Raw genomic sequence first — 24,978 nt, 5'->3', positions numbered from 1 at the left:
CGAAACGAGGTAGCTCGATAAGAGCTAGCATGACTCCCGAGGCCGCTGCAAGGAGGAGAGCGCGTGCTGGAGTTGTCGATCCTGGGCTTCCTGGCCGAGGAAGAGCTGCACGGTTACGAGCTGAAGGAGCGCATCAAGGCGCTGAGCGGCCATGTCCGCCCGGTCAGCGACGGCGCGCTCTATCCGGCCATCAACCGGCTCGTCGCCGCCGGACTGCTCGACCAGCGCACCGAGGAAGGCGCGAGCGCCGCCCCGCGCCGGGTGCTGTCCCTGACGGCCGCGGGCCGGCAGGAGCTGCTCGCGCGGCTGCGCGACCCCAAGCAGGCGGAGATCACCGACCAAGTCCGCTTCAACACGCTCCTGGCCTTCCTGCGCCACCTGGACGACCCCGCCGCCCAGACCGCGGTGCTGCGCCGCCGGCTGGACTTCCTCCAGGCCCCGGCGAGCTTCTTCTACCGGCAGGGCGAGCCGGTGCGCGCGGAGGAGGCCGGGGACCTGTTCCGCGAGGGCATGCTGCGGGTCGCCCGGGCCACCGGGAAGGCGGAGCGGGCCTGGCTGGGCGAGGCCATCGAGACGCTCAGCGCATCCGGCTGACCTGCTGGAGAAGGGGGCCCGTCGTCACTCGGTGCGGATCAGCTGCGCCCGCACATACTCCCGCCACAGCTCGGTGAACGCCTGCGGTGTGGTGCCCAGCACCGACTTCAGCGCGGCCTCGACCGCGCCCGCCCGCTGCTGATGGCCGCCGACGGCGCGGTAGAAGGCGCCGAGCCGGGCCGCGCCCCAGTGGTCGGCGATCATCCGGCAGGCCAGCCAGCCCCCCTCGTAGGCCTGGGCGAGCTCGGCCGGGTCGCTGGTGAAGCCGAAGTCCTTGTCGGTGGGGAGCTCGGTGGGCGGGTGGCCGTCCTGGACGGCGTGGGTGAGTTCCGGCGCGGCCTCGGTGGGAGTGCGGCCGGTGCCGAGGTAGCCGATCCAGTCCGCGTAGCCCTCGGAGAGCCACAGCGGGGTCGCGGCGGTGGTGTGCGCGCGGGTGGCCACATGGGTGGTCTCGTGGGTGAGCACGACCTGCTTGCCGAGGTCGCCGAGGATGGCGTACGCCTCCGGGTTGACGACCACCCGGTCCGCGGGCGCCTTGCCCGAGCCCCCCGCCTCGCCGGTGGTGACGGCGGCGATCCCCCGGTAGTTGGCGGCGGGTGAGCCGAGCAGTCCCGCCATGCCCTGCAGGGACCGCGGGACGAGGACGACCACATGGCGGGTCCAGTCGGTGCCCCAGGCCCGGGAGACGGCCGGTACGGCGCGGTCGGCCAGCGTGGCGTATCCGCGCAGCTGGACGGCCGTCCGGCCGGTGCCCAGGACCAGGCTGTGGGCGCCCTTGACGGCGGTCACCGGGCCCTGGTCCCACAGCTGCTGCCCGGCGTCCTGCGCGGGCCGGTCGGCGGTGACGTACCACTTGCCGTCGGCGGTGCGGCCCAGGGTGAGGATGCGGCGGGCGTCGACGGGGGCCTTGTCGTACCCGGCGACGCGGTAGCTCAGGTCGGCGTCGGCGGTGGCTCCGGCGGAGGTGCGGTGCACGGCGGTGACCCGGTAGGCCCAGGAGGCCAGCGGGAGGGCGCGCAGCCGGGTGTACTCGGTGCGGGTGCCCGTCGCCCCGTACGCCGTCTCGTCGTGGCCGAGCAGCGCGGCCGAGCGCCGGTCGAGCAGGTGCTGCACCTCGGTGCGGGCGGAGTCGGCCGGGGTGCCGCCGCAGCCGGCCAGGGGCAGCAGCAGCCCGAGCCCCACCGCCCCGATATTCCACGCCCGCCTGCGACCAGCCATTTCCCGATCGTAACGGCGCGCGGCGCGGTCAGGGCCGGGTGACCGAGGAGATCGGCATCATCCCGACCGGGTCGTAGCGCACCGCGGCGCCCGGATAGGGGGCGTGGATGACCTGGCCGTTGCCCACGTACATCCCCACATGGCTGGCGTCGGAGCGGTAGATCACCAGGTCACCGGGGCGGGCCTGGGAGAGCGGGAGCTGCCGGCCGGCGAAGCGCTGCTCCTGCGAGGTGCGCGGCAGCTGGATTCCGGCGTGCGCGTACGACCACTGCATCAGGCCCGAGCAGTCGAAGCCGGAGGGGCCGCTCGCGCCCCACACATACGGCCGGCCGAGGGCGGAGCGGGCGGCGGCCACCGCGGCGGCGGCGCGGGCGTCGGGGGCGACGGCGCCGGTCAGGTCCGGCAGGCCGGGCAGGTCCACGCGGCCGGAGTCGTCGGAGCGCGAGGCCCGGCCGAACGCGGCGCGCTCGGCGGCCGGGAGCGTGTCGAGCAGTTGCTGGGCCTTGGCGAGCTTCGTCTCCACGGTCCGCTTGTGCGCGGCCACGGCCTTGCGGCTGCTCTCCAGCGCGGCGAGCTTCCCGGCCGCCTCCGTGCGCTCCTGCGCGAGTTCCCGCAGCGCCGCCTGCAACTCCCGGAGCTGTCCGGCCTGTTGGGTGGTGATGCGGTCGAGGGTGGACGCCTTGTCGAGATAGTCGTCGGGGTCGTCGGAGAAGAGCAGGGCGACGGCCGGGGCGATGCCGCCCGCGCGGTACTGGGCGCCGGCCAGCGAACCCAGCTGCTCGCGCAGGGCGTTGACGCGCTGCTGCTGCCGGGCGATGTGGTCCTGGGCGTCGCGCACCTCGCGGCGCAGGGTGCCGGCCCGCTCCTGGGCCTTGTCGAAGGCCTGGGTCGCCCGCTCGGCCTCCTGGTAGAGCCGGTCCACCTCGGCACGGGTGTCGGTGCGCGGCGCCGCGTGCGCCGGTACGGCGCCTAGCGCGCCGGCCGCGGCCGACAGGACACACAGGGCGACGGCGCCCCGGTCGAATCCGGAAGAGGCAAAGCGGCGATGAGACCCCACGGCAGTCCTTCTGCTGGCGAACAGTGACCGCTTCCCCGGCGCCTGGGGACGGGGAGGCCCCGGCGCCGGGGAAACGCGCGGCAGACAGTAGCCGTGCGCGAGGGGCCCGACCAACGGCCGTCGCGGCGACAAACGCTGTCGCCCCGCCGCTGACCCAGGTCAGTGGCGGGGCGTGGAGTCAGTTCCGGTCCAGGGGATTCGCCCGTTCGGGCGCCCCCGTGCGAGCGTTTCCCGCCGGAACTCGCGGGTATCAGACCCGGTTTCGCGGGGCGGTGCCCGCCGGAGGTGTCAGACCCGGACGCCGAACTGGAACGGCATGTCGGACATCGACTCGTAGCGGACCACGGCACCGGTGTGCGGGGCGTGCAGCACCTGGCCGTTGCCGGCGTACAGGCCCACGTGATGGATGTCGCCGTAGAAGAACACCAGGTCGCCGACCTTGAGCTGGCTCTGGTCGTAGATCCGGGTGCCGATGGTGGCCTGCGCCTGGGAGGTGCGCGGTATGGAGACACCGGCCTGGGCGTAGGCCCAGGAGGTCAGGCCCGAGCAGTCGAAGGAGGACGGGCCGGAGGCGCCGTAGACGTAGGGCGAGCCGATCACGCTCTGGGCGGCGGAGAAGGCCGCCGCGGCGCGGCCGGAGGCGGGCGGGGCGTCGCCGAGGTTCACGCGCTGGCTGGAGGAGCGGTCGGCGCGCGCCTGCTGGGCGGCCAGCTCCTGCTTCTCCTTGGCCGTCAGGCTGTTGAGGAGCTTCTGGGCGTCGGCGAGCTTGCCCTGGACTTCCTTCTTCTTCTGCTCCAGCTCGGTGCGCGTGGAGGAGAGGTCCTTGAGCTTGTCGGCGGCCTCGGCGCGCTCCTGGGCGAGTTCGCGCTGTTTGTCCTGGATCTTCTTCAGCGCGTCGACCTGCTGGGCGCTCAACTGGTCGAGCGTGGAGGCCTTGTCGAGGAAGTCGTCCGGGTTGGAGGACAGGAAGAGCTGGACCGAAGGGTCGATGCCGCCGGAGCGGTACTGCGAGGTGGCCAGCGAACCCAGGCCGTCGCGCAGCTTGTTCAGCTCCTGCTGACCGCGGGCGACGTTGTCCTGGATCGTGGATATTTCCTTCTGCAGCTTCTGCTGCTTCTCCTTCGCCCCGTCGAACTTCTCGGAGGCCTGCTCGGCCTCCTGATAGAGCTTGTCGACCTTGGCCTTGACCTGGTCCTTGGTGAGCTTCTGGCTCGGCGCGGCATTGGCGGCGTTCGCGCTCAGGACGACGGCGGCGGCTGCTGCGGTGGTCAGCACGGTCACGCGAGCGCGACTCTGCTGCTTGGGTCGACGGTGGGACGCCACGGAGGACGAACTCCTTCTTGTGAGTGATCACCCGTTCGGAGGTTCGAGCCCAGACCCTAGTGACCCACTTGTGATCAGTTCAAATCCTCACACCAAAAAACCTCGTCACACAATGCATTCTTTGCACACAAGTCACATGGGGTGAGGCGTGGTTGACACTACGTTGCGTGACGATCCGGCTAATTCGGGCATTGCATATGCCCTTTGGACCTTCAGGACAGTCGCTTGAGAAGCACCGCAGAGGCGACCGGACGGGCGCCCGCCCTGGCGACCCCGTCGGCCACCTCACGGTCGGTGGAGGCGACGATGACCGGACGGCCCGGCGGCTCCGCACGCACGAGCTGCCGGATCAGCTCGTCGGCCGTGACACCCGGCTTGGAGAACAGCACCCGCACCCCGCGCGGCGGCGCCAGCAGCACCGGGGCGGCCAGTTCGGCGCCGTCGAAGACACAGGTCACCTCGGCGCCGGTCTGCGCGGCGAGCGCGGAGAGCTGGCCGAGGAGCCTCAGCCGCTGCTTCTCCAGCGGCATCTGCGGATAGCCGGTCTTGGTGACGTTGTAGCCGTCGACGACCAGATGCGCCTGCGGCAGCGCCAGCAACTGGTCGAGAATGGCCGGGTCGTTTTCCGACAGGGCGCGCGCCGCGATGTCCTTCGGTGTCATTCGTCCCGGTTCGACCGCATCCACGGTCTCGGCGGGCCGCACGGACACGGGTGGCAGGGCGAGTTCGCGCCTGAGGCCCTGGGTGGCATCCAGCAGGGTGTCGAGCAGCAGCCGTACCCGCATGTCCTCCACACTGCGGCCCTCGCGGGCGGCGCGGCGGGTGGCCTCCAGCGCGGCCTCCGCCTCGCCGAGGCGGGCCTTGAGCCGGCGGGACTCGCTCTCTGCGGCCGACACCTGCAGGTGCGCCTCGGCGCGCAGGGCGTCCATCTCGCCCTGGGCCTTGCGCAGGGCGGCCTCGCCCCGCTTGACGTCGCTGAGGGCGGCCCGGAGCTTTCGGTGAAGCGATTCCCCTTCCCTCTTCGCCGACTCCAGCTCCGTACGCAGCCGTTCGGTCTCGGCGCGGGTGTGCTCGCGGGCCTGGGCCAGCTCGGCGCGCAGCCGCTCCAGCTCGGCCCGGCTCTCCTCGTCGGCGCGCTCGGCGTCCGCGCGCTGGACCTCCTCGCCGGCCGCGGTGACCAGCTTCACCCAGCCCGCCGGGCGCACTACGTAGGCCGCGGCCGCCACGTCGAGCGGGTCCGCGGCCGGGAGCGGCGAGCCGGAGTCGAGGGCGCCGGCGAGTTCCGGCTGCGCCTCTCTGAACTTCTCCCCGATCCGCTGCCGGAACAGCGCATCGGTCTCCAGCGCCGCGGCCATCGCGTTTCCGGCGAACTTGGCCCGGCGATTGGGGGCGAACCGGGCGTACTGCCTCAGCTGGGCGGGCAGTTCGGACATGGTCAGCCCGCCGAAGGCCTCCGAGACGATCTGGACGACCCGGCGGCGCACACCGTCGGGCAGCGGACGGTCAAGCACCTCAGCGGTGCCGTCGTCCGGCCCCCCGCCTGCGGTCTCCACCATCCGTCACACCCCACTACTTCGACTTCTTCGGGGCCGCTCCGCTCAGGAGCCGGCACCCGGCCTGTCCACGAGTTCCACCTGGTCCACCGCGTTGCACCAGCGGCACCGCACCGACTCGATGGTCTCACTGACCACCTCGCGCTCCTCCACGGTCGGCTCGCCGGCCAGATCGAGGTGGACGTACTCGACGACCTTCGAGGAACGCGTCACGTCGAACCGGGTGAGGTTGCCGCACAGGGTGCAGCGCCATCGGGTGGTGGCGGTCGGCAGGGGAACCGTCATCGTGGCTGTCCGCTTCCTTCTCGTAGTCGCTCACCGCGCCGCCGGCCGACGCGTGTGGCCGTAACCCTACGGCCTGGCGGCAACTCGCCGCTGGTCCGTCCAAGGCGGCGAGGCAGTCTGTCAGCGTGCGTCCCGTTACGTCATGCTCTGTAGTCATGATCAGCGCGTGGAGCACGGCGGCCGGCAGGGCCTGCAGAGCGGTCCGGAGCACATCAGCACCCATGACGTACGGCCTCATCGCCCTGTGCTGTCTGCTCTTCGTCCTGGGCCCGGCCTCGGGGCTCACCCCGGCGTACGGCTCCGGGGACGGCCTGCTCGCCGCACAGCGGGCGTACTTTCGGAGCTGGGGCGTGGTGCCGGCCGATCTGTTCGCCAGACCGGTGCGCGAGGCCCTGACCCCGGCCACGGCCCTGTTCGTGCACGGCAGCTGGGTGCATCTGCTCGGCAACATGCTCTTCCTCTTCGTCTTCGGCGCGATGACCGAGGAACGGATGGGCCGGGTCGCGTTCACCCTCTTCTACGTCGGCTGCGGCTATCTCGCCCTGCTCGGCTACGCGGCCGCCAACGCCACCTCCGAGCAGTCGCTGGTGGGCGCGTCCGGGGCGATCTCGGCGGTCCTCGGAGCGTTCCTCTACCTGTTCCCGCGCGCCCGTGTGACCAGTCTTCTGCCTTTTCTGTTCTTCCTGCCACTGCGGTTTCCCGCGTGGATCGTGCTGCCGTTCTGGGCGGCGCTGCAGTGGGCGGCGGCGGAGCAGAGCTCGGGCGGGCCCGGGGTGGCGTATCTGGCCCACCTCGTCGGCTTCGGTCTGGGCTTCGGTTACGCGTGGGTGCGTTACGGCAGAAGGAAGGGCCCGAAGGGCGGCCTGGGAAGGGCGGTGGTGGGAGACGGGCGGGCGGCTAGAGTGAAGTGCGCCCCAGCTCCGGCCCCCGAGGGAGAGAACCAGCCGTGATCACCGCGATCGTCCTCATCAAGACCAGCGTGGACCGGATCCCCGAGATCGCGGAGCAGATCGCTTCGCTGGAGTCGGTGAGCGAGGTTTTCTCCGTCACCGGCACGTATGACCTGATCGCGATGGTCCGGGTGCGGCAGCACGATGATCTCGCCGATGTCATCCCCGGCCGGATCAGCAAGATCCCCGGCGTCGAGGGCACGGACACGCATGTGGCGTTCCGCACCTACTCGACGCACGACCTGGAAGCGGCGTTCTCGATCGGCCTGGACAACTAGGGGCTGCGCCGCTCAGCCGCTGATCACACCGCCGGTACGCAGCGGCCGTCCTCGGTCCGGTACGTCCACTTCGCGCCCTCGGTCACGAGTTCCCGGACCGCCGTGACGAAGCGGTCGACGTGCTCGTCGGGGGTGCCCGCGCCGAAGCTCACGCGGATGGCGTTGAGGGACTTCTCGCCCGGCGCGGCCTCGGGGGCGCCGCATTCGCCCTGGGTCTCGGGGTCGCTGCCGAGCAGGGTGCGGACCAGGGGGTGGGCGCAGAACAGGCCGTCGCGGACGCCGATGCCGTACTCGGCGGACAAGGCCGCGGCGAAATGGGAGCTGTTCCAGCCCTCGACGACGAAGGAGAGCACGCCGACGCGCGGGGCGTCGTCGCCGAAGAGGGACAGCACCCTCACCTGGGGGACCTCTGCCAGGCCCGCGCGGACCCTGGCGATCAGGTGCCGCTCGCGCGCGACCAGGCCGTCCCAGCCGGCCTCGGTGAGCGCCTTGCAGGCCGACGCGATGGAGTAGGCGCCGATCACATTGGGTGACCCCGCTTCATGCCGGGCGGCACTCTCGTGCCACTCCACGTCCACGCCGCCGTCCCGGCGCCGGGCCACCTTGCGGCTCGCGCCCCCGCCCGCCAGGTAGGGCTCGGCCGCGCGCAGCCAGTCGGCGCGGCCGGCCAGGACACCGGAGCCGAAGGGGGCGTACAGCTTGTGCCCCGAGAAGGCGACCCAGTCGACGTCCAGGTCCCGGACGGACACGGGGTGGTGCGGGGCCAGCTGGGCGGCGTCCAGGACGGTCCGGGCACCGTGCGCGTGGGCGGCTGCCGCCAGCTCCCGTACGGGCCACAGCTCGCCGGTGACGTTCGAGGCGCCGGTGACGCAGACCAGGGCCGGGCCGTGCGGGTCGCGGTCGGCGAGAGCGCGCTCCAGGGTCGTGACGGCCTGCTGCGGGGTGCGCGGGGCGTCGAGGTAGCTGACCTGGGCGTCCTGCCAGGGCAGCAGGGAGGCGTGATGCTCGGTCTCGAAGACGAAGACCTGGCAGCCGGCCGGGAGGGCGCGGGCCAGGAGGTTCAGGGAGTCGGTCGTGGAGCGGGTGAAGACCAGCTGGTCGTCGGGGCGGCAGTCCAGGAATTCGGCGACCGTCCTGCGGGCGTTCTCGAACAGGTCGGTGGAGAGCTGGGAGAGATAGCCGGCACCCCGGTGGACGCTGCCGTAGTACGGCGCGTAGGCGGCCACGTCGTCCCAGACGCGCTGGAGGGCGGGGGCGCTGGCCGCGTAGTCGAGGGCCGCGTAGGTGACCTCGCCGCCGGTGACGAGCGGGACGGTGACATCCCGGCCCAGAACGGGCAGCGGGGCACAAACGGACTGGTCGGCGGCAGCGGTGAAGACGGACATGGGGAACTCCCGTGAGAACGTACGCCGAAGACGGCGTACGGGAAGAAGAGAAAAGGGGGATGCGGAGGCGGGGCTCGGCGGCCCTATCGCATTCGCTTGCTCACGGAAGGCTCCCTCGATGACCAGGACCCCTGGTCCCGCGCTCAGCAGCGCGCGAGGGGTCCGCGCTTGCCGTAGACCTCGCTGCCTACGGCCTGGTCCTCACCCGGGGCACCCCGCCACGGACGGAGGGTTGCCGGACAGCCGGCCGGGGCCGAATGGCTGTCACTCATGACCTGATACAGGAACGTACGGGAAAAGATCGTCGCCCCGCAACCCGCGTCCGGATCGCGGGACGACCGTCGGTGACCGCTAGGCGTTGCTCGCCGCCACCCACCGCTCAAGCGTCCGCTTCGCCGCGCCCGAGTCGATGGACTCCGCCGCCTTGGCCATACCGGCCCGGAGCTGCTCCGGCAGCGGTGCGTCGGTCGGCGCGAGAGCGACGAGCGCCGCCGCCGAGTTCAGCAGCACCGCATCCCGTACGGCCCCTGTCTCACCGTCGAGCAGACGGCGGGCGACCTCCGCGTTGTACGACGCGTCCGCGCCGCGCAGAGCCTCCACGGGGACGAGGTCGATGCCGACGTCCCTCGGGTCGAAGGCCTCCTCGGTGACCTTGCCGTCCCGGACGACCCACACCCGCGAGGTGGCGGTCGTGGTCAGCTCGTCCAGGCCGTCGTCGCCGCGGAAGACCAGGGAGGAGTTGCCGCGCTCGGCGAGGACACCGGCCACGATCGGGGCCATCCGCAGATCCGCCACGCCTACGGCCTGGGCGCGGACCTTCGCCGGGTTGGTCAGCGGACCGAGGACGTTGAAGGTCGTACGGATGCCCAACTGGCCACGGGCGGCGGCGACATGGCGCAGCGCCGGGTGGAACTTCACCGCGAAGCAGAAGGTGATCCCGGCCTCCTCCGCGACCTGCGGGACCCGTTCCAGCGGGAGGTTCAGATTGACGCCCAGCTTCTCCAGCACGTCCGACGCGCCCGACGCCGAGGACGCGGCACGGTTGCCGTGCTTGACGACCTTCACGCCGGTGCCGGCGACGACGATCGCGGACATCGTGGAGATGTTCACCGTCTTGGCACCGTCACCACCGGTGCCGACGATGTCGACGGTCTCCCCCGGCACCTCGATGACGTTCGCGTGCGCGTACATCGCGCGGACGAGCCCGGTGATCTCCTCCACCGTCTCGCCCTTGGCGCGCAGGGCCACGGCGAACCCCGCGATCTGCGCGTCCGTCGCCTCCCCGCGCATGATCCGGTCCATCGCCCATGCCGTGGCGTCCGCGCTCTGGTCCCGGCCCTCCAGCAGGGCGTTCAGTACCTCGGGCCAGGAACGGCCCGCCGCGGTGTCGCCTCCAGCGGGGGTCACAGCGCTCATCAGCCGCTCCTGGTGTCGTAAGAACAGTGTGAACCCAGCCTATCCATCCCCCGGCATGGCGAAGGGCCCCGTCCTCCCCCAGCTCTCGAACAAACTCGAGCCGGGGGTACCCCCATCCGGACGGGGCCCTTCAGCGTGGCGTGGCGACGCGGGGATCAGTGGTGGCCGTGGCCGCTCGTGATCTCCTTGTACTCCTCGACGGTCGGCTTCGGGATCTGGTTGTCCTCGCCGTAGTAGGCACTGGACAGCCTCACCCGGAGCTTCTCCGAGGCCGGGACCTTGCGCTCGACACCGTTCTCGTCGACCGTCGGGCCGATCTCGGCCGGCTCGTACTGGTGGTGGGCCGTGAGGGTGTGCAGCTGCTCCTGGCTGAGCGGCTCGTGCACCTCGATGAACTCACCGTGCGGCAGCCGCTTGATGATGCCGGTCTCGCGACCGTGCAGCACCTTCTCGCGGTCGCGGCGCTGCAGACCCAGGCAGATCCGCTTGGTGACGAGGAACGCGAGGACCGGGCCGACGAAGAAGGCGATCCGGACGAACCAGGTCACGGCGTTGATCGACAGGTGGAAGTGCGTGGCCCACAGGTCGTTGCCGCCGCCGACCAGCAGCGTCAGGTACAGCGTCATCCAGGCGACGCCGAGACCGGTGCGCGTCGGGGCGTTGCGCGGGCGGTCCAGGATGTGGTGCTCGCGCTTGTCGCCGGTGACCCAGGACTCGATGAACGGGTAGACGGCGATCGCCACGAGGACCAGCGGGAAGATCATCAGCGGGATGAACACGCCCAGGACGAGCGTGTGACCCCAGAAGTTGATCTCCCAGCCCGGCATGAAGCGGATCAGGCCCTCGGAGAAGCCCATGTACCAGTCGGGCTGGGCGCCGGTGGACACCTGGTCCGGACGGTAGGGACCCATGGCCCAGATCGGGTTGACCTGGGCGACCGCCGCGATGGCCGCGATGACACCGAAGACCAGGAAGAAGAAGCCTCCGGCCTTGGCCATGTAGACCGGCAGCAGCGGCATGCCGACGACGTTCTTCTCGGACTTTCCGGGACCCGCGAACTGCGTGTGCTTGTGGTAGAAGACCAGGATCAGGTGGCCCACCATCAGGCCGAGCATGATGCCCGGCAGCAGCAGGATGTGGATCGAGTAGAACCGGGCGACGAAGTCGTGGCCGGGGAACTGGCCGCCGAAGAGGAAGAACGACAGGTACGTGCCGACAATCGGCACGGACAGGAGCGCGCCCTCCATGAAGCGGACACCGGTGCCGGAGAGCAGGTCGTCCGGGAGCGAGTAACCGGTGAAGCCGGTGAACATGCCCAGGACGAACAGCAGGAAGCCGAACAGCCAGTTGATCTCACGCGGCTTGCGGAACGCGCCGGTGAAGAACACGCGCATCATGTGCACGAACATGCCGGCGAGGAAGATCAGCGCGGCCCAGTGGTGGATCTGCCGGATGAGCAGACCACCGCGCACGTCGAAGGAGATGTGCAGGGTCGAGCTGAACGCCTCGGACATCAGCTGTCCCTGCAGCGGGACATAGCTGCCGTGGTACTCCACCTCGTTCATCGACGGGTGGAAGAACAGCGTCAGATACACACCCGTGAGGATGATGATGATGAAGCTGTACATGCACACTTCGCCCAACATGAACGACCAGTGGTCGGGGAAGATCTTGCGCATGTTGGCCTTGGCCAGGGAGTAGATCCCGAGCCGGCCGTCGGCCCAGTCGGCGACACGCTCGCCGGCCGGTGCCTTCCCGCGAGAGCGGGGCGTCTCGTTCGCTGCAGTACTCATCCGCGCTCCCAGAATGCAGGACCGACGGGCTCCTCGAAGTCGCCGAGCGCCTGGAGGTAACCCTCACTGTCCACACCGATGCGCAGCTGCGGCAGGGCGTGGCCGGCGGGGCCGAAGATCACTCGGGCACCGTCGGAGAGGTCGAAGGTGGACTGGTGGCACGGGCACAGCACGTGGTGCGTCTGCTGCTCGTACAGCGAGATCGGGCAGCCGACGTGGGTGCAGATCTTGGAGAACGCGACGATGCCCTCGTGCGACCAGTCGAGCTCGCGCTTGTCCTTGATGTTGCCGGGCTGCAGCCGGACGATCATCAGCGCGGCCTTGGCGATCTCCGTCTGGAACTCCTCGTCCGTCTCCTCCAGCCCGTCGGGCTTGGCGAAGGTGAGGGAGCCGACGGCGACGTCCTCGGGGCGCAGCGGCTGGCCCGTGTTCATGTTGATCAGGCGCTTGCCCTTGGCCCACAGGGTGTGCCGCAGCGAGGTGCCGGGCAGCGGACCGAGGTCGCGCAGCAGCATGACGCCGGAGAGCGGGAACAGGGCCAGCGCGCCGAACATCGTGTTGCGGAGCAGCTTGCGGCGGCCGAGCGCCGACTCCTTGGCGCCCTGCCGGAAGTCCGCGTGGACCTTCGCGCGGACGTCGGCCGGGGCCTCGATGGCGTGCCGCTCGTCGGCGACCTCCACGTCGGACATCAGCGTGCGGGCCCAGTGGACCGCGCCCGCGCCGATGCAGAACAGCGACGCACCGAGGGTCAGACCGAGCGCGAAGTTCAGCGCGCTGACGTGCCCGATCGGGAAGACGAAGATGTTCTTGTCGTGCGGGATCGTCACATACGAGACGATGAAGCCGACGGTGGCCAGCATCGACACCGTGAACAGCAGGGCGACCGAGCGCTCGGACCGCTTGGCGGCCCGCTCGTCGATGTCCTGGATGCGGTGCTCGTGAGGCGGCAGCCCCGGGTCGGCGAACGGGTTCTCCTCGTCCGCGACCGCTACCGCACGGTGCTCTTCGCCCTGCTCAGCGGGCAGGTTCTCTTCTGGAATGTCTTGGCTACTCATGACTTCTTGGCCTTTGCGGTCCGAGCGGCGACCCAGACGGCGACTGCGATCAGTGCGCCGAGACCGAAGATCCAGGCGAACAGACCCTCACTGACCGGCCCGAGGCCGCCCAGCTCCAGACCGCCGGGGTTCGTCGTCTCGCTGCTGTCGACCGCGTGCAGGTACGCGATGATGTCCTTCTTGTTCTTCGAGGACAGCGTGGTGTCGGGGAAGGACGGCATGTTCTGCGGGCCGGTCTGCATGGCCTCGTAGATGTGCTTCGGGTCGACACCCTCCAGCGTGGGCGCGAACTTGCCCTTGGTCAGGGCACCACCCTTGCCGGTGAAGTTGTGGCACTGCGCGCAGTTGGTGCGGAACAGCTCGCCACCCTTGGCGATGTCGGCACCGTCAGGGCCGTACTGGTCCTTGGTGGGCACGTTCGGGCCGGCGCCCAGCGAGGCGATGTACGCGGCGAGCTGGTCGATCTGCGTCTGGTTGTAGACGACCTTCTTGCGCGGGACCTGGGCGCCCTGCGAGGTGGCGGCAGGCATACGGCCGGTGCCGACCTGGAAGTCCACGGCCGCGGCACCCACGCCGACCAGGCTCGGCCCGTCGGAGGAGCCCTGGCCACCGGTGCCGTGGCAGCTGGCGCAGCCGACCTCGTAGAGCTTCTTGCCCTCCTTGATGGTCAGGGACTGGGCGGAATCATCGGCCTGCGCCTTGCCCGCGGGCGCGAACGCGGCGTACAGCCCCCCAGTGGCCGCCAGCGCGAGGAGTAGGACGACGACCGCCGCCAGCGGATGGCGTCGTCGTGCGGAGAGCTTTTTCACGGATTACCCCGGTGTCAGGATCTTCTGCGTCGGTGCTTCTGGATGTGCGGGAGCCGGTCCCGGCTACTTGATCAGGTAGATCGTGGCGAAAAGGCCGATCCAGACCACATCGACGAAGTGCCAGTAGTAGGACACGACGATGGCGGCGGTCGCCTGCTCGTGGGTGAACCTCTTGGCCATGTAGGTGCGCCCGAGGACCAGCAGGAAGGCGATGAGACCGCCCGTCACGTGCAGGCCGTGGAAGCCGGTGGTCAGGTAGAACACCGAGCCGTACGGGTCGGAGGAGAGCGAGATGCCCTCGTCCCTCACCAGGCTCGTGTACTCGTAGATCTGACCGCCGATGAAGATCGCACCCATGATGAAGGTGAGGATGAACCACCCGCGGAGCTTCTTCACGTCACCGCGCTCGGCCGCGAACACGCCGAGCTGGCAGGTGAGCGAGGAGAGCACCAGGATCGTGGTGTTCGTCGCGGAGAAGGGCACATTGAGCGCGTCGGCCATGTGCTTCCAGTGCGCCGGACCCGTCACCGATCGCAGGGTGAAGTACATCGCGAAGAGGGCCGCGAAGAACATCAGCTCGGAACTCAGCCAGATGATGGTTCCGACGCTGGTGAGGTTCGGCCGGTTGACCGACGGGTGCGCGTGCCCGGTTTCTACTGTCGTTGCTGTCGCCACGACCGACATTATGTCGGTCGCTTATCCCGCCCTCACTCCGGGGGGTGCCGTTCGGAGTGTTGCTCCCCGCCGAACCGGTGTTGACGTGGTGTTCATGGGGACTTCGACGGGAGTAAGCTCCGCCCCGAACGGCCCTGTCCGTCCCGTCCGTACGACGCTGACGTCCCGGAGGAACAATGCAGCCGACCGCCACGGTGCTGGTCTACAGCGACGACTCCAACACCCGCGAGCAAGTACGGCTGGCCGCCGGGCGTCGGCCGGCTCCTGATGTCCCCTTGGTCGAGTTCGTGGAGTGTGCCACTCCGGAGGCGGTCATCCGGGAGTTGGGCAAGGGCGGCATCGACGTCTGTGTGCTCGACGGTGAGGCCGTGCCGATGGGGGGTATGGGGGTCTGCCGGCAGATCAAGGACGAGGTGTTCAACTGCCCGCCGGTGCTGCTGCTGATGGGGCGGCCGCAGGATGCGTGGCTGGCGACGTGGAGCCGGGCCGACTCGGCGGTGACCTTGCCGGTGGATCCGGTGGAGTTCGCCTCCGCCCTGGCTTCCCTGCTCCGTCAGAAGCGGTTGCTGAGCGCCTGAGAACTTCGGGGCGCAGGGCTTCGTGCGCGGATGCCCCGCGCCCCTTGCGGGGCGCTCAGAAGGCCGTCGGCTGCAGTCTCACCGTGTCCGCGTCGGACGGGCCGTCCGGCTTGCCGTTGACCAGGGCGCTGCCCTTGCGCCACTTGTTCCAGTCGACGTTCCAGTCGCCGAAGCCGTTGCCGAAGTCCTCCATCTGGTGGCCGTTGGCGTTGACGACCTTGACGATGTCGCCTTGGTGGATGTTGTCGAAGAACCACTGGGCGTTGCCGGTGCTCATGCCCGTGCAGCCGTGGCTGACGTTCGCGTAGCCCTGTGAGCCCACGGACCAGGGCGCGGCGTGCACGTATTCGCCGGACCAGGTCACCCGGGTGGCGTAGTAGACCGACAGGTCGTAGGCGTCGGAGCTGCCCGCGGCGATGCCGATCGTGGTGCCGCGCATGCGGACGACGTACGCCTTCTCCAGGACGACCTTGATGCCGTTGCGGGTGCCGTAGCCGGGTTTGCCGGTGGTGACGGGGATCCGCTTGATGTCCTGGCCGTTCTTGTAGAACGTCAGCTGGTGCGTCGCGCCGTCGGTGACGGCCTCGATCCGGTCGCCGATGGTGAGTTTCACGGGCTTGGCCGGGCCGCCCCACAGCCGGTCGCTGATCCTGATGCCGTCCAGGTTGCTGTGCACCGTGATGGTGGCGTGGGTGGGCCAGTACTCCTCGGGCCGGTAGTGGAGTTCCTTGTCGCTCACCCAGTACCAGGAGCCCTGCACGGCCGGTACGGAGTCCACCCGGAGGGCACGCTCCACGATGGCGCGCTGCGCCTTGTCCTTGACCTCCTGGTCGAGTTGGGCGGTGATGGGCTGTCCGACGCCGTACTGGCCCGACTTCGGCCCGAAGGTGACGGTCAGGCGCTTCCTGCTGGTGGGCTTGCTGGTGTCGAACGAGAAGACCTTCCGGCCGGGCGCGCCGTCGCCGTCCTCGGTGCTCACGGTGACCGTGTAGTGGGTGTGGGCGGCCAGCGGGGCGGTGCTGTGCCATCTGCTGCCGTCGGCGGAGAGTTCGCCCGCCACATAGCGTCCTGCGGAGTCCTGGGCGGTGACGTCGGTGATGCGGTCGTCACCGTTGGCGGTGATCTCCAGGGGCTTGTCCGGGTCGGCCTGCTTCCCCGGCTCGGTGGGGCCGTTGAAGTCGATCAGGTCCGCCGCGTCGTACGGCTTGGCCGACAGGGGGTTGCCGTCCGAACCGCAGGCGGTGACGCCCGCGCCGAGCGCGGTCACCAGCAGAGCGCAGCTGACGACGGTGCGGGTCCGCGGAGTGTGGTTCATACGATCACGTTATGAGGCGCTGACCCCATTGGCGCGGCGAGTAGGCCGTACGGGGGATCGACACTACGGCAAAGGAACGACCGCACCGGCGTGGCCTGTGGAAAAAGCGGAAGCCCGGACCCTCCTGAGGGAGCGTCCGGGCTTCCGGTTGCGTGCGCGCGAGTGCTACTGGGTGCGGTTCTCACCGTGGTAGTACTCGAACACCCAGCCGAACAAACCGACCACGATGAACGGGGCGGAGAAGTAGATCAGCCACCAGCCGACCGCGATGCTGAGGAAGGCGATCGCACCGCCGAAGCCCAGCAGAAGCGGCTGCCAGCTGTGCGGGCTGAAGAAGCCCAGCTCGCCCGCGTCGTCCGCGACGTCGGCCTCCTTGTCGTCCTGGGCGCCCGCGTCGACCCGCCGGGCGGTGAAGCCCAGGTAGAAGCCGATCATGACGCTCAGGCCGAAGGCCAGGAACAGTGCGGTGGTACCGGCCGGCTCCTTCGACCACACGCCATACACGATGGCCATGATCAGGATGAAGACGCTCAGCCAGATGAACATCCGACCCTGGATCCTCACTTGCCGGCCTCCTTGCTGCCCGCGATGGCGGTGCCGTGACCGCTGTGCGCAAGCTGCTCGAGCGCGGCGATCTCAGGGTGGTGCAGGTCGAACGCCGGGGATTCGCTGCGGATCCGCGGCAGGGTGAGGAAGTTGTGCCGCGGCGGCGGGCAGGACGTCGCCCACTCCAGCGAACGGCCGTAACCCCACGGGTCGTCCACGCCGACCGGCTTGCCGTACTTGGCCGTCTTCCAGACGTTGTAGAGGAACGGCAGGATCGACAGGCCCAGCAGGAAGGAGCTGATCGTCGAGACCGTGTTCAGGGCGGTGAAGCCGTCGGCCGCCAGGTAGTCGGCGTAACGACGCGGCATGCCCTCGGCACCCAGCCAGTGCTGGACCAGGAAGGTGCCGTGGAAGCCGATGAACAGCGTCCAGAAGGTGATCTTGCCGAGGCGCTCGTCCAGCATCTTGCCGGTCCACTTCGGCCACCAGAAGTGGAAGCCGGAGAACATGGCGAAGACGACCGTGCCGAAGACGACGTAGTGGAAGTGGGCCACCACGAAGTACGAGTCGGAGACGTGGAAGTCCATCGGCGGCGAGGCCAGGATGACACCGGTCAGACCACCGAACGTGAAGGTGATCAGGAAGCCGGTCGCCCAGAGCATCGGCGTCTCGAAGGACAGCGAGCCCTTCCACATCGTGCCGATCCAGTTGAAGAACTTCACACCGGTCGGCACGGCGATCAGGAACGTCATGAAGGAGAAGAACGGCAGCAGCACACCACCGGTGACGTACATGTGGTGGGCCCACACGGTCACGGACAGACCGGCGATCGCGATGGTCGCGGCGATCAGACCCATGTAGCCGAACATCGGCTTACGGGAGAAGACCGGAATGACCTCGGAGATGATGCCGAAGAACGGCAGCGCGATGATGTACACCTCTGGGTGTCCGAAGAACCAGAAGAGGTGTTGCCACAGCAGGGCTCCGCCGTTCGCGGCGTCGAACACATGGGCGCCGAACTTGCGGTCCGCCTCCAGGGCGAACAGCGCGGCCGCGAGGACCGGGAAGGCCAGCAGGACCAGGACACCGGTCAGCAGCACGTTCCACACGAAGATCGGCATGCGGAACATGGTCATGCCCGGCGCGCGCATGCAGATGATCGTGGTGATGAAGTTGACCGAGCCGAGGATCGTGCCGAAGCCGGACATGGCCAGACCCATGATCCACATGTCGGCGCCGACACCCGGGCTGCGGACCGCGTCCGACAGCGGCGAGTAGGCGAACCAGCCGAAGTCGGCCGCGCCCTCCGGGGTGAGGAAGCCGCCCACCGCGATCAGCGAGCCGAACAGGTACAACCAGTAGGCGAACATGTTCAGCCGCGGGAACGCCACGTCGGGCGCGCCGATCTGCAGCGGCATGATCCAGTTCGCGAAACCGGCGAACAGCGGCGTCGCGAACATCAGCAGCATGATCGTGCCGTGCATCGTGAACGCCTGGTTGAACTGCTCGTTCGACATGATCTGCAGGCCCGGACGGGCCAGCTCGGCGCGCATGAGCAGCGCCATCACGCCACCGATCAGGAAGAACGCGAACGACGTCGCGAGGTACATCGTCCCGATGGTCTTGTGGTCGGTGGTCGTCAGCCACTTCACCACGAGATTGCCGGGCTGCTTGCGCCTGACCGGCAGCTCGTCCGCGTACGCGCCTTCAGCTGCCGCGGCACCCTGGGGTTCGTTGAGGATGCTCACAGGTTGTTCGTCTCCCGGTTCTTCTCGTGGCTCGTCTGCGCGATGCCGGCGGGAATGTAACCGGTCTGCCCCTTCTTGGCGAGGTCCTGGAGGTGCTTCTGGTACGCCGCCGGGGATACGACCTTCACGTTGAACAGCATGCGCGAGTGGTCGACGCCGCAGAGCTCGGCGCACTTGCCGAGGAAGGTGCCTTCGTGGTTCGGAGTCACCTGGAACGAGTTGGTGTGGCCCGGGATGACGTCCATCTTCATCAGGAACGGCACCACCCAGAAGGAGTGGATGACGTCACGAGAGGTCAGGACGAAGCGGACCGTCTCGCCCTTGGGGAGCCAGAGCGTCGGACCGGGGTTGTTCGTCTGCGGGTTCCGCGTGCCGGGGGTACCGACGTCGTAGACACCGCCGGCGTTCGCCGGGAAGTCCTTCTTGAACCGGTCCGGAATGGCGTCCAGGTTCTTGTCGGTCTTGGCGTCGCCGGAGACACCGGGGACGTTCTCGATGTAGTTGAAGCCCCAGCTCCACTGGAAGCCGACCACGTTGACCGTGACGTCGGGCTTCTTGGAGATGTCGAGGAGCTTCGACTCGTCCCGGGCCGTGAAGTAGAAGAGCACCGAGATGATGATGATCGGGACCACCGTGTACAGGGCCTCGATCGGCATGTTGTACCGGGTCTGCGGAGGTACCTCGACCTTGGTGCGGCTGCGCCGGTGGAACATGGCGCTCCACAGGATCAGGCCCCACACCAGCACGCCGACGGCGAGCGCGGCAGCCCAGGAGCCCTGCCACAGGGAGAGGATCCGCGGAGCCTCTTCCGTGGTCGGGGTGGGCATGCCAAGGCGGGGGAAGTCCTTGTATGTGCAACCGGTTGCGGTCGCCAGGACCAGGCCCGCGGTCAGTGCCTGCAGCAGCTTCCGCCGCATCGGGCGCCGCGGCGAGCGGTCGGAGCCGTTGGGACTCACGTAGCGCCTTCCCGAGAGTCTCGCCCGCGCGGTCGGCTGCGGCCTTCTTCTCGCTGGTCGGTCGCCGCCCTGCGTCGGGCAGGGGTTTGGATGTTTATGCGGACCAAACCCTAGCCGACGCCCTCCGGGGGTTCGCGGGGAGGGGTGCCTACTAACTCGGGTGGTTCGCTGAATTGGCGGCTGCGGGTCCGTTGTGGCTGGTCGGGCCCCGCGGCGGAGCCGCTGTGGACACAGCCTCGCGCCCCTTCGGGACGCTGCCCTGACCGGCGGTTTAGCGTTGCCGTATGGCCTACTTTGACGCTGCCTCCGCCGTTCCCCTCCATCCCGTTGCTCGTCAGGCGCTGTTGGCCTCTGTGGACGAGGGATGGGCGGACCCTGCCCGGCTCTACCGGGAAGGACGCAAGGCCCGGATGTTGCTGAACGCCGCCCGGGAGGCGGCCGCCGAGGCGGTCGGGTGCCGGGCCGACGAAATGGTGTTCACCTCGTCCGGTACGCGGGCCGTACACACGGGTGTCGTGGGGGCGTTGGCCGGGCGGCGCCGGGTCGGACGCCACCTGATCGTGTCGTCCGTCGAACACTCCTCCGTGCTCCATTCGGCGGAGGTGTTCGAGGCGGACGGCGGCACGGTGACCCAGGTGCCGGTGAACCGGGCCGGTGCCGTGGAGCCGTCGGGTTATGCGAGTGCCCTGCGTCCGGACACCGCGCTGGCGTGTCTGCAGTCGGCCAACCACGAGGTCGGCACCGTGCAGCCGGTCGCCGAGGTGGCCGAGGTGTGCCGGGCCGCCGGGGTGCCGCTGCTGGTGGACGCGGCGCAGTCGCTGGGCTGGGGGCCGGTCGAGGGTGACTGGTCGCTGCTCACGGCCAGCGCGCACAAGTGGGGCGGGCCCTCGGGGGTCGGGCTGCTCGTCGTGCGCAAGGGGGTGCGGTTCGCCGCGCAAGGACCCGTCGACGAGCGGGAGTCGGGGCGGGCGCCCGGCTTCGAGAACATCCCGGCGATCGTGGCGGCCGTGGCCTCCCTGCGGGCGGTGCGCGCCGAGGCGGCCCAGGAGGCGGTACGGCTGCGGGAGCTGACGGAGCGGATCCGGACACGGGTGCCGCAACTGGTACCGGACGTGGAGGTCGTCGGCGAACCCGAGCGCCGGCTGCCCGGGATCGTCACCTTCTCCTGCCTCTACGTCGACGGCGAGGCGCTGCTGCACGAGCTGGACCGGGAGGGCTTCTCCGTCTCCTCCGGTTCCTCCTGCACCAGCAGCACGCTGACGCCCAGCCATGTGCTGAAGGCGATGGGCGTGCTGAGCGAGGGGAACGTACGGGTGTCCCTGCCGATGGGCGCGGCGGAGGCCGACGTGGAGCGGTTCCTGGAGGTGCTGCCGGGGGCGGTGGAGGGGGTCCGGGAGAAGCTGGGCGCACCGGCGGCACCGGCCGCCCAGCAGGGTCCCGGGGAAGTGCTCGTCGACTCCCTGGGCAAGCGGTGCCCGATCCCGGTCATCGAGCTGGCGAAGGTGTTCGGTCAGGTGCCGGTCGGCGGGACCGTACGGGTCCTCTCCGACGACGAGGCGGCCCGTCTGGACATCCCGGCGTGGTGCGAGATGCGGGGGCAGGAGTACGTCGGGGAGGAACCGGCGGAGCGGGGTACGGCGTACCTGGTGCGCCGGGTCGGCTGAGGGGTCCGGGGGCGCCGGCCCCCGAACGGCCGGCCTCAGCCCAGATGAGCCCGCACTTCCTCCCCGGCCTCGTCCCCGTACGCCTTCACGAACCGCTCCATGAAGTGCCCCCGCCGCAGCCGGTACTCCTGCGTACCCACCGTCTCGATGACGAGGGTCGCCAGCATGCAGCCCACCTGAGCGGCCCGCTCCAGCGAGACTCCCCAGGCCAGCCCCGACAGGAACCCGGCGCGGAAGGCGTCGCCGACGCCCGTCGGGTCGGCCTTGCGCTCCTCCTCGGGGCAGCCGACCTCGATCGGGTCCTCGCCGACCCGCTCGATGCGCACGCCGCGCGAGCCGAGCGTGGTGACGCGGTGGCCGACCTTGGCCAGGATCTCGGCGTCGCTCCAGCCGGTCTTGGACTCGATGAGGCCCTTCTCGTACTCGTTGGAGAACAGGTACGTCGCCCCGTCCAGCAGCACCCGGATCTCGTCGCCGTCCATCCGGGCGATCTGCTGGGAGAAGTCGGCGGCGAAGGGGATCGCGCGGGAGCGGCACTCCTCCGTGTGGCGGAGCATCGCCTCCGGGTCGTCGGCGCCGATGAGGACCAGGTCCAGGCCGCCCACGCGGTCGGCGACGGTCTTCAGCTCGATGAGGCGGGCCTCGCTCATCGCGCCGGTGTAGAACGAGCCGATCTGGTTGTGGTCGGCGTCGGTGGTGCACACGAAGCGGGCGGTGTGCAGGGTCTCGGAGATCCGGACCGAGCCGGTGTCCACGCCGTGCCGGTCGAGCCAGGCCCGGTACTCGTCGAAGTCGGAGCCGGCCGCACCGACCAGGATGGGCCGGGTGCCGAGCTGGCCCATGCCGAAGGCGATGTTGGCGCCGACGCCGCCCCGGCGCACGTCCAGGTTGTCGACGAGGAAGGAGAGCGAAACCGTGTGCAGCTGGTCCGCGACGAACTGGTCGGCGAAGCGGCCGGGGAAGGTCATGAGGTGGTCAGTGGCGATGGAGCCGGTGACTGCGATGCGCACGACGGGGAATCTCCTGCGGAATCAAGAAGGTGCGCGCGTGAGCGCTCGTGGAAGGGTGACAGTGGGAGACGGGAGGGCGGGTTGACAGTTCACGCTACCCGCTCGGCCGCTCACTCTGCAGCTGGCGAAACTACCCGATAGTAGATCTTTCTTCGCGGCCCGGAGCAGGCCTACGGTGCGGTCATGACGAACCTCAAGTTCCGCCACACCGCTCCCGCCGACCTCGGGAGTGACCCCGGCGACCTCGCCGCACTGCGCGGCGACTGCGCCCGGATGGCTCCGCACTGGGCGGTCCCCGAGCACACCGAGCCCCGGCCGGTGCCGCCGTCGCTGATCCACGGGGTGACCGTGCCGGCGCGGTCCGCACGGCTGCTGGACGCGATGTCGGACTACGGCGACTGACGCGGGGCGCATTTCGCGGGGAACCGCACGCTCCCCTCGCGCGTCCCATCGCCGTCCCCCAGACGGGGGATGCCGGATACGACCAGCGAGGAGCGATGCGGTGAACACCGAGCGACCCGAGAACCGCGAGCACCCCGAGGGCTCCGAGCATGCCGAGAGCGCGGAGAGCGCCGGGAACGGCGGGAGCCAGGAGGGTGTCGAGGACTCGGGGCAGCCTGAGCCGGTGCCCGCCGCGGCGGAGGGCGCCGGTGACACGGAGGACGGGCCGGCCGGCCGGCGGCGGTCGCGGCTCGTCGTCATCTCCGTCGCGGCCGCCGTGCTGCTGGTCGGCGGCGGCGCCTACCTCGCGGGGAGCGGCGCCACCGGCGGCCGTACGGGCGGACCCGGGGCGGCCGGCTCCGGGGCCACTCCCCCGCCGCTCGCGCTGGACGGCTTCAGCGGCACCGGCGGCATCGCCCCGGGCGAACCGGACCCCTACGGCGCCACGTACGTCGCCCAGGGCGAGTTGCCGGCCGGCCCCGGCGCCGCGCCGGTGTACGTGCCGAAGGGCGAGGTCGGCAAGGACGCGGTGACCCGGCTGGCCAAGGCGCTGGGCATCGACGGCACGCCGGTGGCCGAGGGCCGGATCTGGCGGGTGGGCGGCAAGGACGGTGCCGGGCCGAGTCTGACGGTGAACCGGGACGCGCCGGGCAGTTGGACGTTCAGCCGGTACGCGCCGGGCACCGACGACTGCAAGAAGGGCGTCCTGTGCACGCATGACCCGATGGGCCCGACCGGCGCCCCGGTGAGCGTGCGCAAGGCGACCGAGGCGGCCGCGCCGGTGCTGAAGGCGGCGGGGCTGGACGACGCGAAGATCGACGCGAGCCAGGTCATGGGGAGTCAGCGGGTCGTGAACGCCGATCCGGTGGTCGGCGGGCTGCCGACGTACGGCTGGACGACCGGCCTGACCGTGGACGAGCGGGGCGCGCTGGTCGGCGGGCACGGGCTGCTCGGGGCGCCGGTGAAGGGCGACACGTATCCCGTGCTGAGTGCCGCGAAGACGCTGAAGCTGATGAACGCGGCGCCGAAGGGCGACCACCGCATGGGGATCGGCGGCTGCGCCAGTCCGGTGCCGCTGAAGAATCGACTGGAGCAGCCCTGCGGCGGGTCCACAGGCGTGCCGAAGCGGGGGGCGGACGCGGGGACGGACCCGGTCACCGTGGAGAAGGCGGAGTTCGGGCTGGCCGCGCACTCAGTCGCCGGTCGGCAGACACTGGTGCCGTCCTGGCTGTTCGAGGTGCGGGAGCCGGCCGGCCAGGGCGCGTCGACGGTCTCGTACCCGGCGGTCGATCCGCGGTATGTGGCGTCGGCGACGACTGCCCCCAGCGGGCCGGGCACGGCACCGAGCCCGCACACCGTGAAGGTCACCGGCTACCTGGCCGAGGGCCGGGTCCTGACCGTGAGCTTCTACGGCGGGGTGTGCGCCGACTACACGGTGGCGGCGAAGGAGAGCGGCGAGCGGGTGACCGTGAGCGTCACCGAGCATCCCTGGCCGGACAAGGTGTGTGTGCTGATCGCCAAAGAGTACGTGAAGACCGTCCGGCTGGCCGCGCCGCTCGGCGGGCGGACGGTGGTCGGCATCGACGGCAGCCGCATTCCGCAGGGCAAGCCGGGCGCGCTGCGGGGAGGTTCGTGACCGTTCGCGCCCGCGCGGCGGTAGCCGCACAGGAGAAGAAGCCCCGCGCCCCTTGGGGCGCGGGGCACTCCGTTCTCAGCTGAAGGAGTCGCCGCAGGCGCAGGAGCCGGTCGCGTTCGGGTTGTCGATGGTGAAGCCCTGCTTCTCGATCGTGTCCACGAAGTCGACGGTCGCGCCGCCGAGGTACGGAGCGCTCATGCGGTCCGTGACGACCTTGACCCCGCCGAAGTCCTTCACCACGTCACCGTCGAGCGAGCGCTCGTCGAAGAAGAGCTGGTAGCGCAGGCCGGAGCAGCCGCCGGGCTGGACGGCGACACGCAGCGCGAGATCGTCGCGGCCTTCCTGGTCGAGCAGCGCCTTGACCTTGGACGCGGCGGCGTCGGTCAGGATGATGCCGTCGGTGACGGTGGTGGTCTCGTCCGATACGGACATCTACATCTCTCCCGGGTTGTACGGAGACTGCTTGCCGACGAGTGCAACCGGCGCTTCCGCGGATTCATTCCAGGCCGGGCAATCGCGTTGTCGCGTTTTTACTTCCGTCTTCATGCTCGCACATGCCCTACGGGGTCGGCAGCGGCCTGTGGAGGGACCCGAGCGGGATTCACGTCACATCGACGCTATGGCCGTCGTCAAACTGACGTGAACCAGTTATGATAGATAGCGTCAGTTAGACGAAAAGTAGAAAGGGTGCGT

Annotated in this window: 24 protein-coding genes and 1 riboswitch; of the genes, 7 read left to right on the top strand and 17 right to left on the bottom strand. The window is 69.8% G+C overall.

Going from position 1 to position 24,978, the window contains the following annotated elements:
• Positions 1-63 precede the first annotated feature (63 nt).
• A complete protein-coding gene (locus ACWCQS_RS10040) occupies positions 64-594 on the top strand; it encodes a PadR family transcriptional regulator (RefSeq protein ID WP_451003990.1) in 531 nt (176 codons plus the stop codon).
• 24 nt (positions 595-618) lie between these two features.
• On the opposite strand, the gene ACWCQS_RS10035 is transcribed toward ACWCQS_RS10040, so the two are convergent.
• The 5 genes from ACWCQS_RS10035 to ACWCQS_RS10015 form a co-directional block, all read right to left on the bottom strand.
• Positions 619-1,812 (bottom strand): hypothetical protein, encoded by a 1,194-nt coding sequence (locus ACWCQS_RS10035; RefSeq protein ID WP_451003989.1) that lies wholly within the window; start codon positions 1,810-1,812, stop codon positions 619-621.
• A gap of 28 nt (positions 1,813-1,840) precedes the next feature.
• Positions 1,841-2,869 (bottom strand): NlpC/P60 family protein, encoded by a 1,029-nt coding sequence (locus tag ACWCQS_RS10030; protein ID WP_451003988.1) that lies wholly within the window; start codon positions 2,867-2,869, stop codon positions 1,841-1,843.
• A 288-nt stretch (positions 2,870-3,157) separates the two neighbouring features.
• Positions 3,158-4,192, bottom strand: a complete 1,035-nt coding sequence (locus ACWCQS_RS10025) for an NlpC/P60 family protein (RefSeq protein ID WP_451003987.1) — start codon at positions 4,190-4,192, stop codon at positions 3,158-3,160.
• A 212-nt stretch (positions 4,193-4,404) separates the two neighbouring features.
• On the bottom strand, positions 4,405-5,748 hold the full coding sequence (locus ACWCQS_RS10020; RefSeq protein ID WP_451003986.1) for an NYN domain-containing protein: 1,344 nt from the start codon (positions 5,746-5,748) through the stop codon (positions 4,405-4,407).
• 42 nt (positions 5,749-5,790) lie between these two features.
• Complete coding sequence (locus ACWCQS_RS10015; protein WP_014672226.1) at positions 5,791-6,030, bottom strand: hypothetical protein; 240 nt, start codon at positions 6,028-6,030, stop codon at positions 5,791-5,793.
• A 155-nt stretch (positions 6,031-6,185) separates the two neighbouring features.
• On the opposite strand from ACWCQS_RS10015, the gene ACWCQS_RS10010 reads away from it, so the two are divergent.
• Together ACWCQS_RS10010 and ACWCQS_RS10005 are read left to right on the top strand one after the other, a co-directional pair.
• Positions 6,186-6,980, top strand: coding sequence for a rhomboid family intramembrane serine protease (locus ACWCQS_RS10010; protein ID WP_451003985.1), 795 nt, complete (start codon positions 6,186-6,188; stop codon positions 6,978-6,980).
• Positions 6,977-7,258, top strand: a complete 282-nt coding sequence (locus tag ACWCQS_RS10005) for an Lrp/AsnC family transcriptional regulator (protein WP_388621543.1) — start codon at positions 6,977-6,979, stop codon at positions 7,256-7,258. The genes ACWCQS_RS10010 and ACWCQS_RS10005 overlap by 4 nt, the downstream gene beginning before the upstream one ends.
• Before the next feature lie 23 nt (positions 7,259-7,281).
• Here the strand turns inward: ACWCQS_RS10005 and ACWCQS_RS10000 are convergent, their stop codons facing one another.
• The 6 genes from ACWCQS_RS10000 to ctaE form a co-directional block, all read right to left on the bottom strand.
• Entirely contained in the window at positions 7,282-8,643 is a 1,362-nt protein-coding gene (locus ACWCQS_RS10000; protein ID WP_451003984.1) for an aminotransferase class V-fold PLP-dependent enzyme, read from the bottom strand.
• A 159-nt stretch (positions 8,644-8,802) separates the two neighbouring features.
• Positions 8,803-8,919: riboswitch (SAM riboswitch) on the bottom strand.
• Between the two features lie 75 nt (positions 8,920-8,994).
• Positions 8,995-10,059, bottom strand: a complete 1,065-nt coding sequence (gene trpD, locus ACWCQS_RS09995) for an anthranilate phosphoribosyltransferase (RefSeq protein WP_451003983.1) — start codon at positions 10,057-10,059, stop codon at positions 8,995-8,997.
• Between the two features lie 155 nt (positions 10,060-10,214).
• Complete coding sequence (gene qcrB / locus ACWCQS_RS09990) at positions 10,215-11,852, bottom strand: cytochrome bc1 complex cytochrome b subunit (RefSeq protein ID WP_451003982.1); 1,638 nt, start codon at positions 11,850-11,852, stop codon at positions 10,215-10,217.
• Complete coding sequence (gene qcrA, locus ACWCQS_RS09985; RefSeq protein ID WP_451003981.1) at positions 11,849-12,907, bottom strand: cytochrome bc1 complex Rieske iron-sulfur subunit; 1,059 nt, start codon at positions 12,905-12,907, stop codon at positions 11,849-11,851. Before qcrA ends, qcrB begins: the two co-directional genes overlap by 4 nt.
• Positions 12,904-13,716, bottom strand: coding sequence for a cytochrome bc1 complex diheme cytochrome c subunit (gene qcrC, locus ACWCQS_RS09980; protein ID WP_388621551.1), 813 nt, complete (start codon positions 13,714-13,716; stop codon positions 12,904-12,906). Before qcrC ends, qcrA begins: the two co-directional genes overlap by 4 nt.
• A gap of 63 nt (positions 13,717-13,779) precedes the next feature.
• Positions 13,780-14,400: an aa3-type cytochrome oxidase subunit III gene (gene ctaE / locus ACWCQS_RS09975; RefSeq protein WP_351203789.1), complete on the bottom strand. Its 621-nt coding sequence runs from the start codon at positions 14,398-14,400 to the stop codon at positions 13,780-13,782.
• 167 nt (positions 14,401-14,567) lie between these two features.
• Here ctaE and ACWCQS_RS09970 point away from each other — a divergent pair, with 167 nt between their 5' ends.
• Positions 14,568-14,969 (top strand): hypothetical protein, encoded by a 402-nt coding sequence (locus ACWCQS_RS09970; protein ID WP_451003980.1) that lies wholly within the window; start codon positions 14,568-14,570, stop codon positions 14,967-14,969.
• A 55-nt stretch (positions 14,970-15,024) separates the two neighbouring features.
• On the opposite strand, the gene ACWCQS_RS09965 is transcribed toward ACWCQS_RS09970, so the two are convergent.
• The 4 genes from ACWCQS_RS09965 to ctaC all read right to left on the bottom strand — a co-directional run bounded on the left by ACWCQS_RS09965 (position 15,025) and on the right by ctaC (position 19,534).
• Positions 15,025-16,284 carry an Ig-like domain-containing protein gene (locus ACWCQS_RS09965; protein ID WP_451003979.1) on the bottom strand — a complete coding sequence of 420 codons (1,260 nt, stop codon included), beginning with the start codon at positions 16,282-16,284 and terminating at the stop codon, positions 15,025-15,027.
• Between the two features lie 165 nt (positions 16,285-16,449).
• On the bottom strand, positions 16,450-16,848 hold the full coding sequence (locus ACWCQS_RS09960) for a cytochrome c oxidase subunit 4 (RefSeq protein ID WP_450980738.1): 399 nt from the start codon (positions 16,846-16,848) through the stop codon (positions 16,450-16,452).
• A complete protein-coding gene (gene ctaD / locus ACWCQS_RS09955) occupies positions 16,845-18,578 on the bottom strand; it encodes an aa3-type cytochrome oxidase subunit I (protein ID WP_450980739.1) in 1,734 nt (577 codons plus the stop codon). The genes ACWCQS_RS09960 and ctaD overlap by 4 nt, the downstream gene beginning before the upstream one ends.
• Positions 18,575-19,534, bottom strand: a complete 960-nt coding sequence (gene ctaC, locus ACWCQS_RS09950) for an aa3-type cytochrome oxidase subunit II (RefSeq protein ID WP_451003978.1) — start codon at positions 19,532-19,534, stop codon at positions 18,575-18,577. The genes ctaD and ctaC overlap by 4 nt, the downstream gene beginning before the upstream one ends.
• A 284-nt stretch (positions 19,535-19,818) precedes the next feature.
• On the opposite strand from ctaC, the gene ACWCQS_RS09945 reads away from it, so the two are divergent.
• Entirely contained in the window at positions 19,819-21,198 is a 1,380-nt protein-coding gene (locus tag ACWCQS_RS09945; RefSeq protein WP_451003977.1) for an aminotransferase class V-fold PLP-dependent enzyme, read from the top strand.
• Between the two features lie 35 nt (positions 21,199-21,233).
• Here the strand turns inward: ACWCQS_RS09945 and ACWCQS_RS09940 are convergent, their stop codons facing one another.
• Positions 21,234-22,208, bottom strand: a complete 975-nt coding sequence (locus ACWCQS_RS09940) for a carbohydrate kinase family protein (protein ID WP_388621563.1) — start codon at positions 22,206-22,208, stop codon at positions 21,234-21,236.
• A 183-nt stretch (positions 22,209-22,391) separates the two neighbouring features.
• Here ACWCQS_RS09940 and ACWCQS_RS09935 point away from each other — a divergent pair, with 183 nt between their 5' ends.
• Both ACWCQS_RS09935 and ACWCQS_RS09930 read left to right on the top strand, forming a co-directional pair.
• Positions 22,392-22,610: a hypothetical protein gene (locus ACWCQS_RS09935; RefSeq protein ID WP_451003976.1), complete on the top strand. Its 219-nt coding sequence runs from the start codon at positions 22,392-22,394 to the stop codon at positions 22,608-22,610.
• 100 nt (positions 22,611-22,710) lie between these two features.
• A complete protein-coding gene (locus tag ACWCQS_RS09930; RefSeq protein WP_451003975.1) occupies positions 22,711-24,285 on the top strand; it encodes a hypothetical protein in 1,575 nt (524 codons plus the stop codon).
• A gap of 75 nt (positions 24,286-24,360) precedes the next feature.
• Here ACWCQS_RS09930 and ACWCQS_RS09925 read toward each other — a convergent pair whose 3' ends face one another.
• Entirely contained in the window at positions 24,361-24,717 is a 357-nt protein-coding gene (locus ACWCQS_RS09925; RefSeq protein ID WP_061919812.1) for a HesB/IscA family protein, read from the bottom strand.
• Between the last annotated feature and the right edge of the window lie 261 nt (positions 24,718-24,978).

It is taken from the genome of Streptomyces sp. NPDC002076, assembly GCF_053593835.1.
Note: the sequence above shows the minus strand (reverse complement) of the source record. Positions and strands in the feature narration are given on the sequence as shown.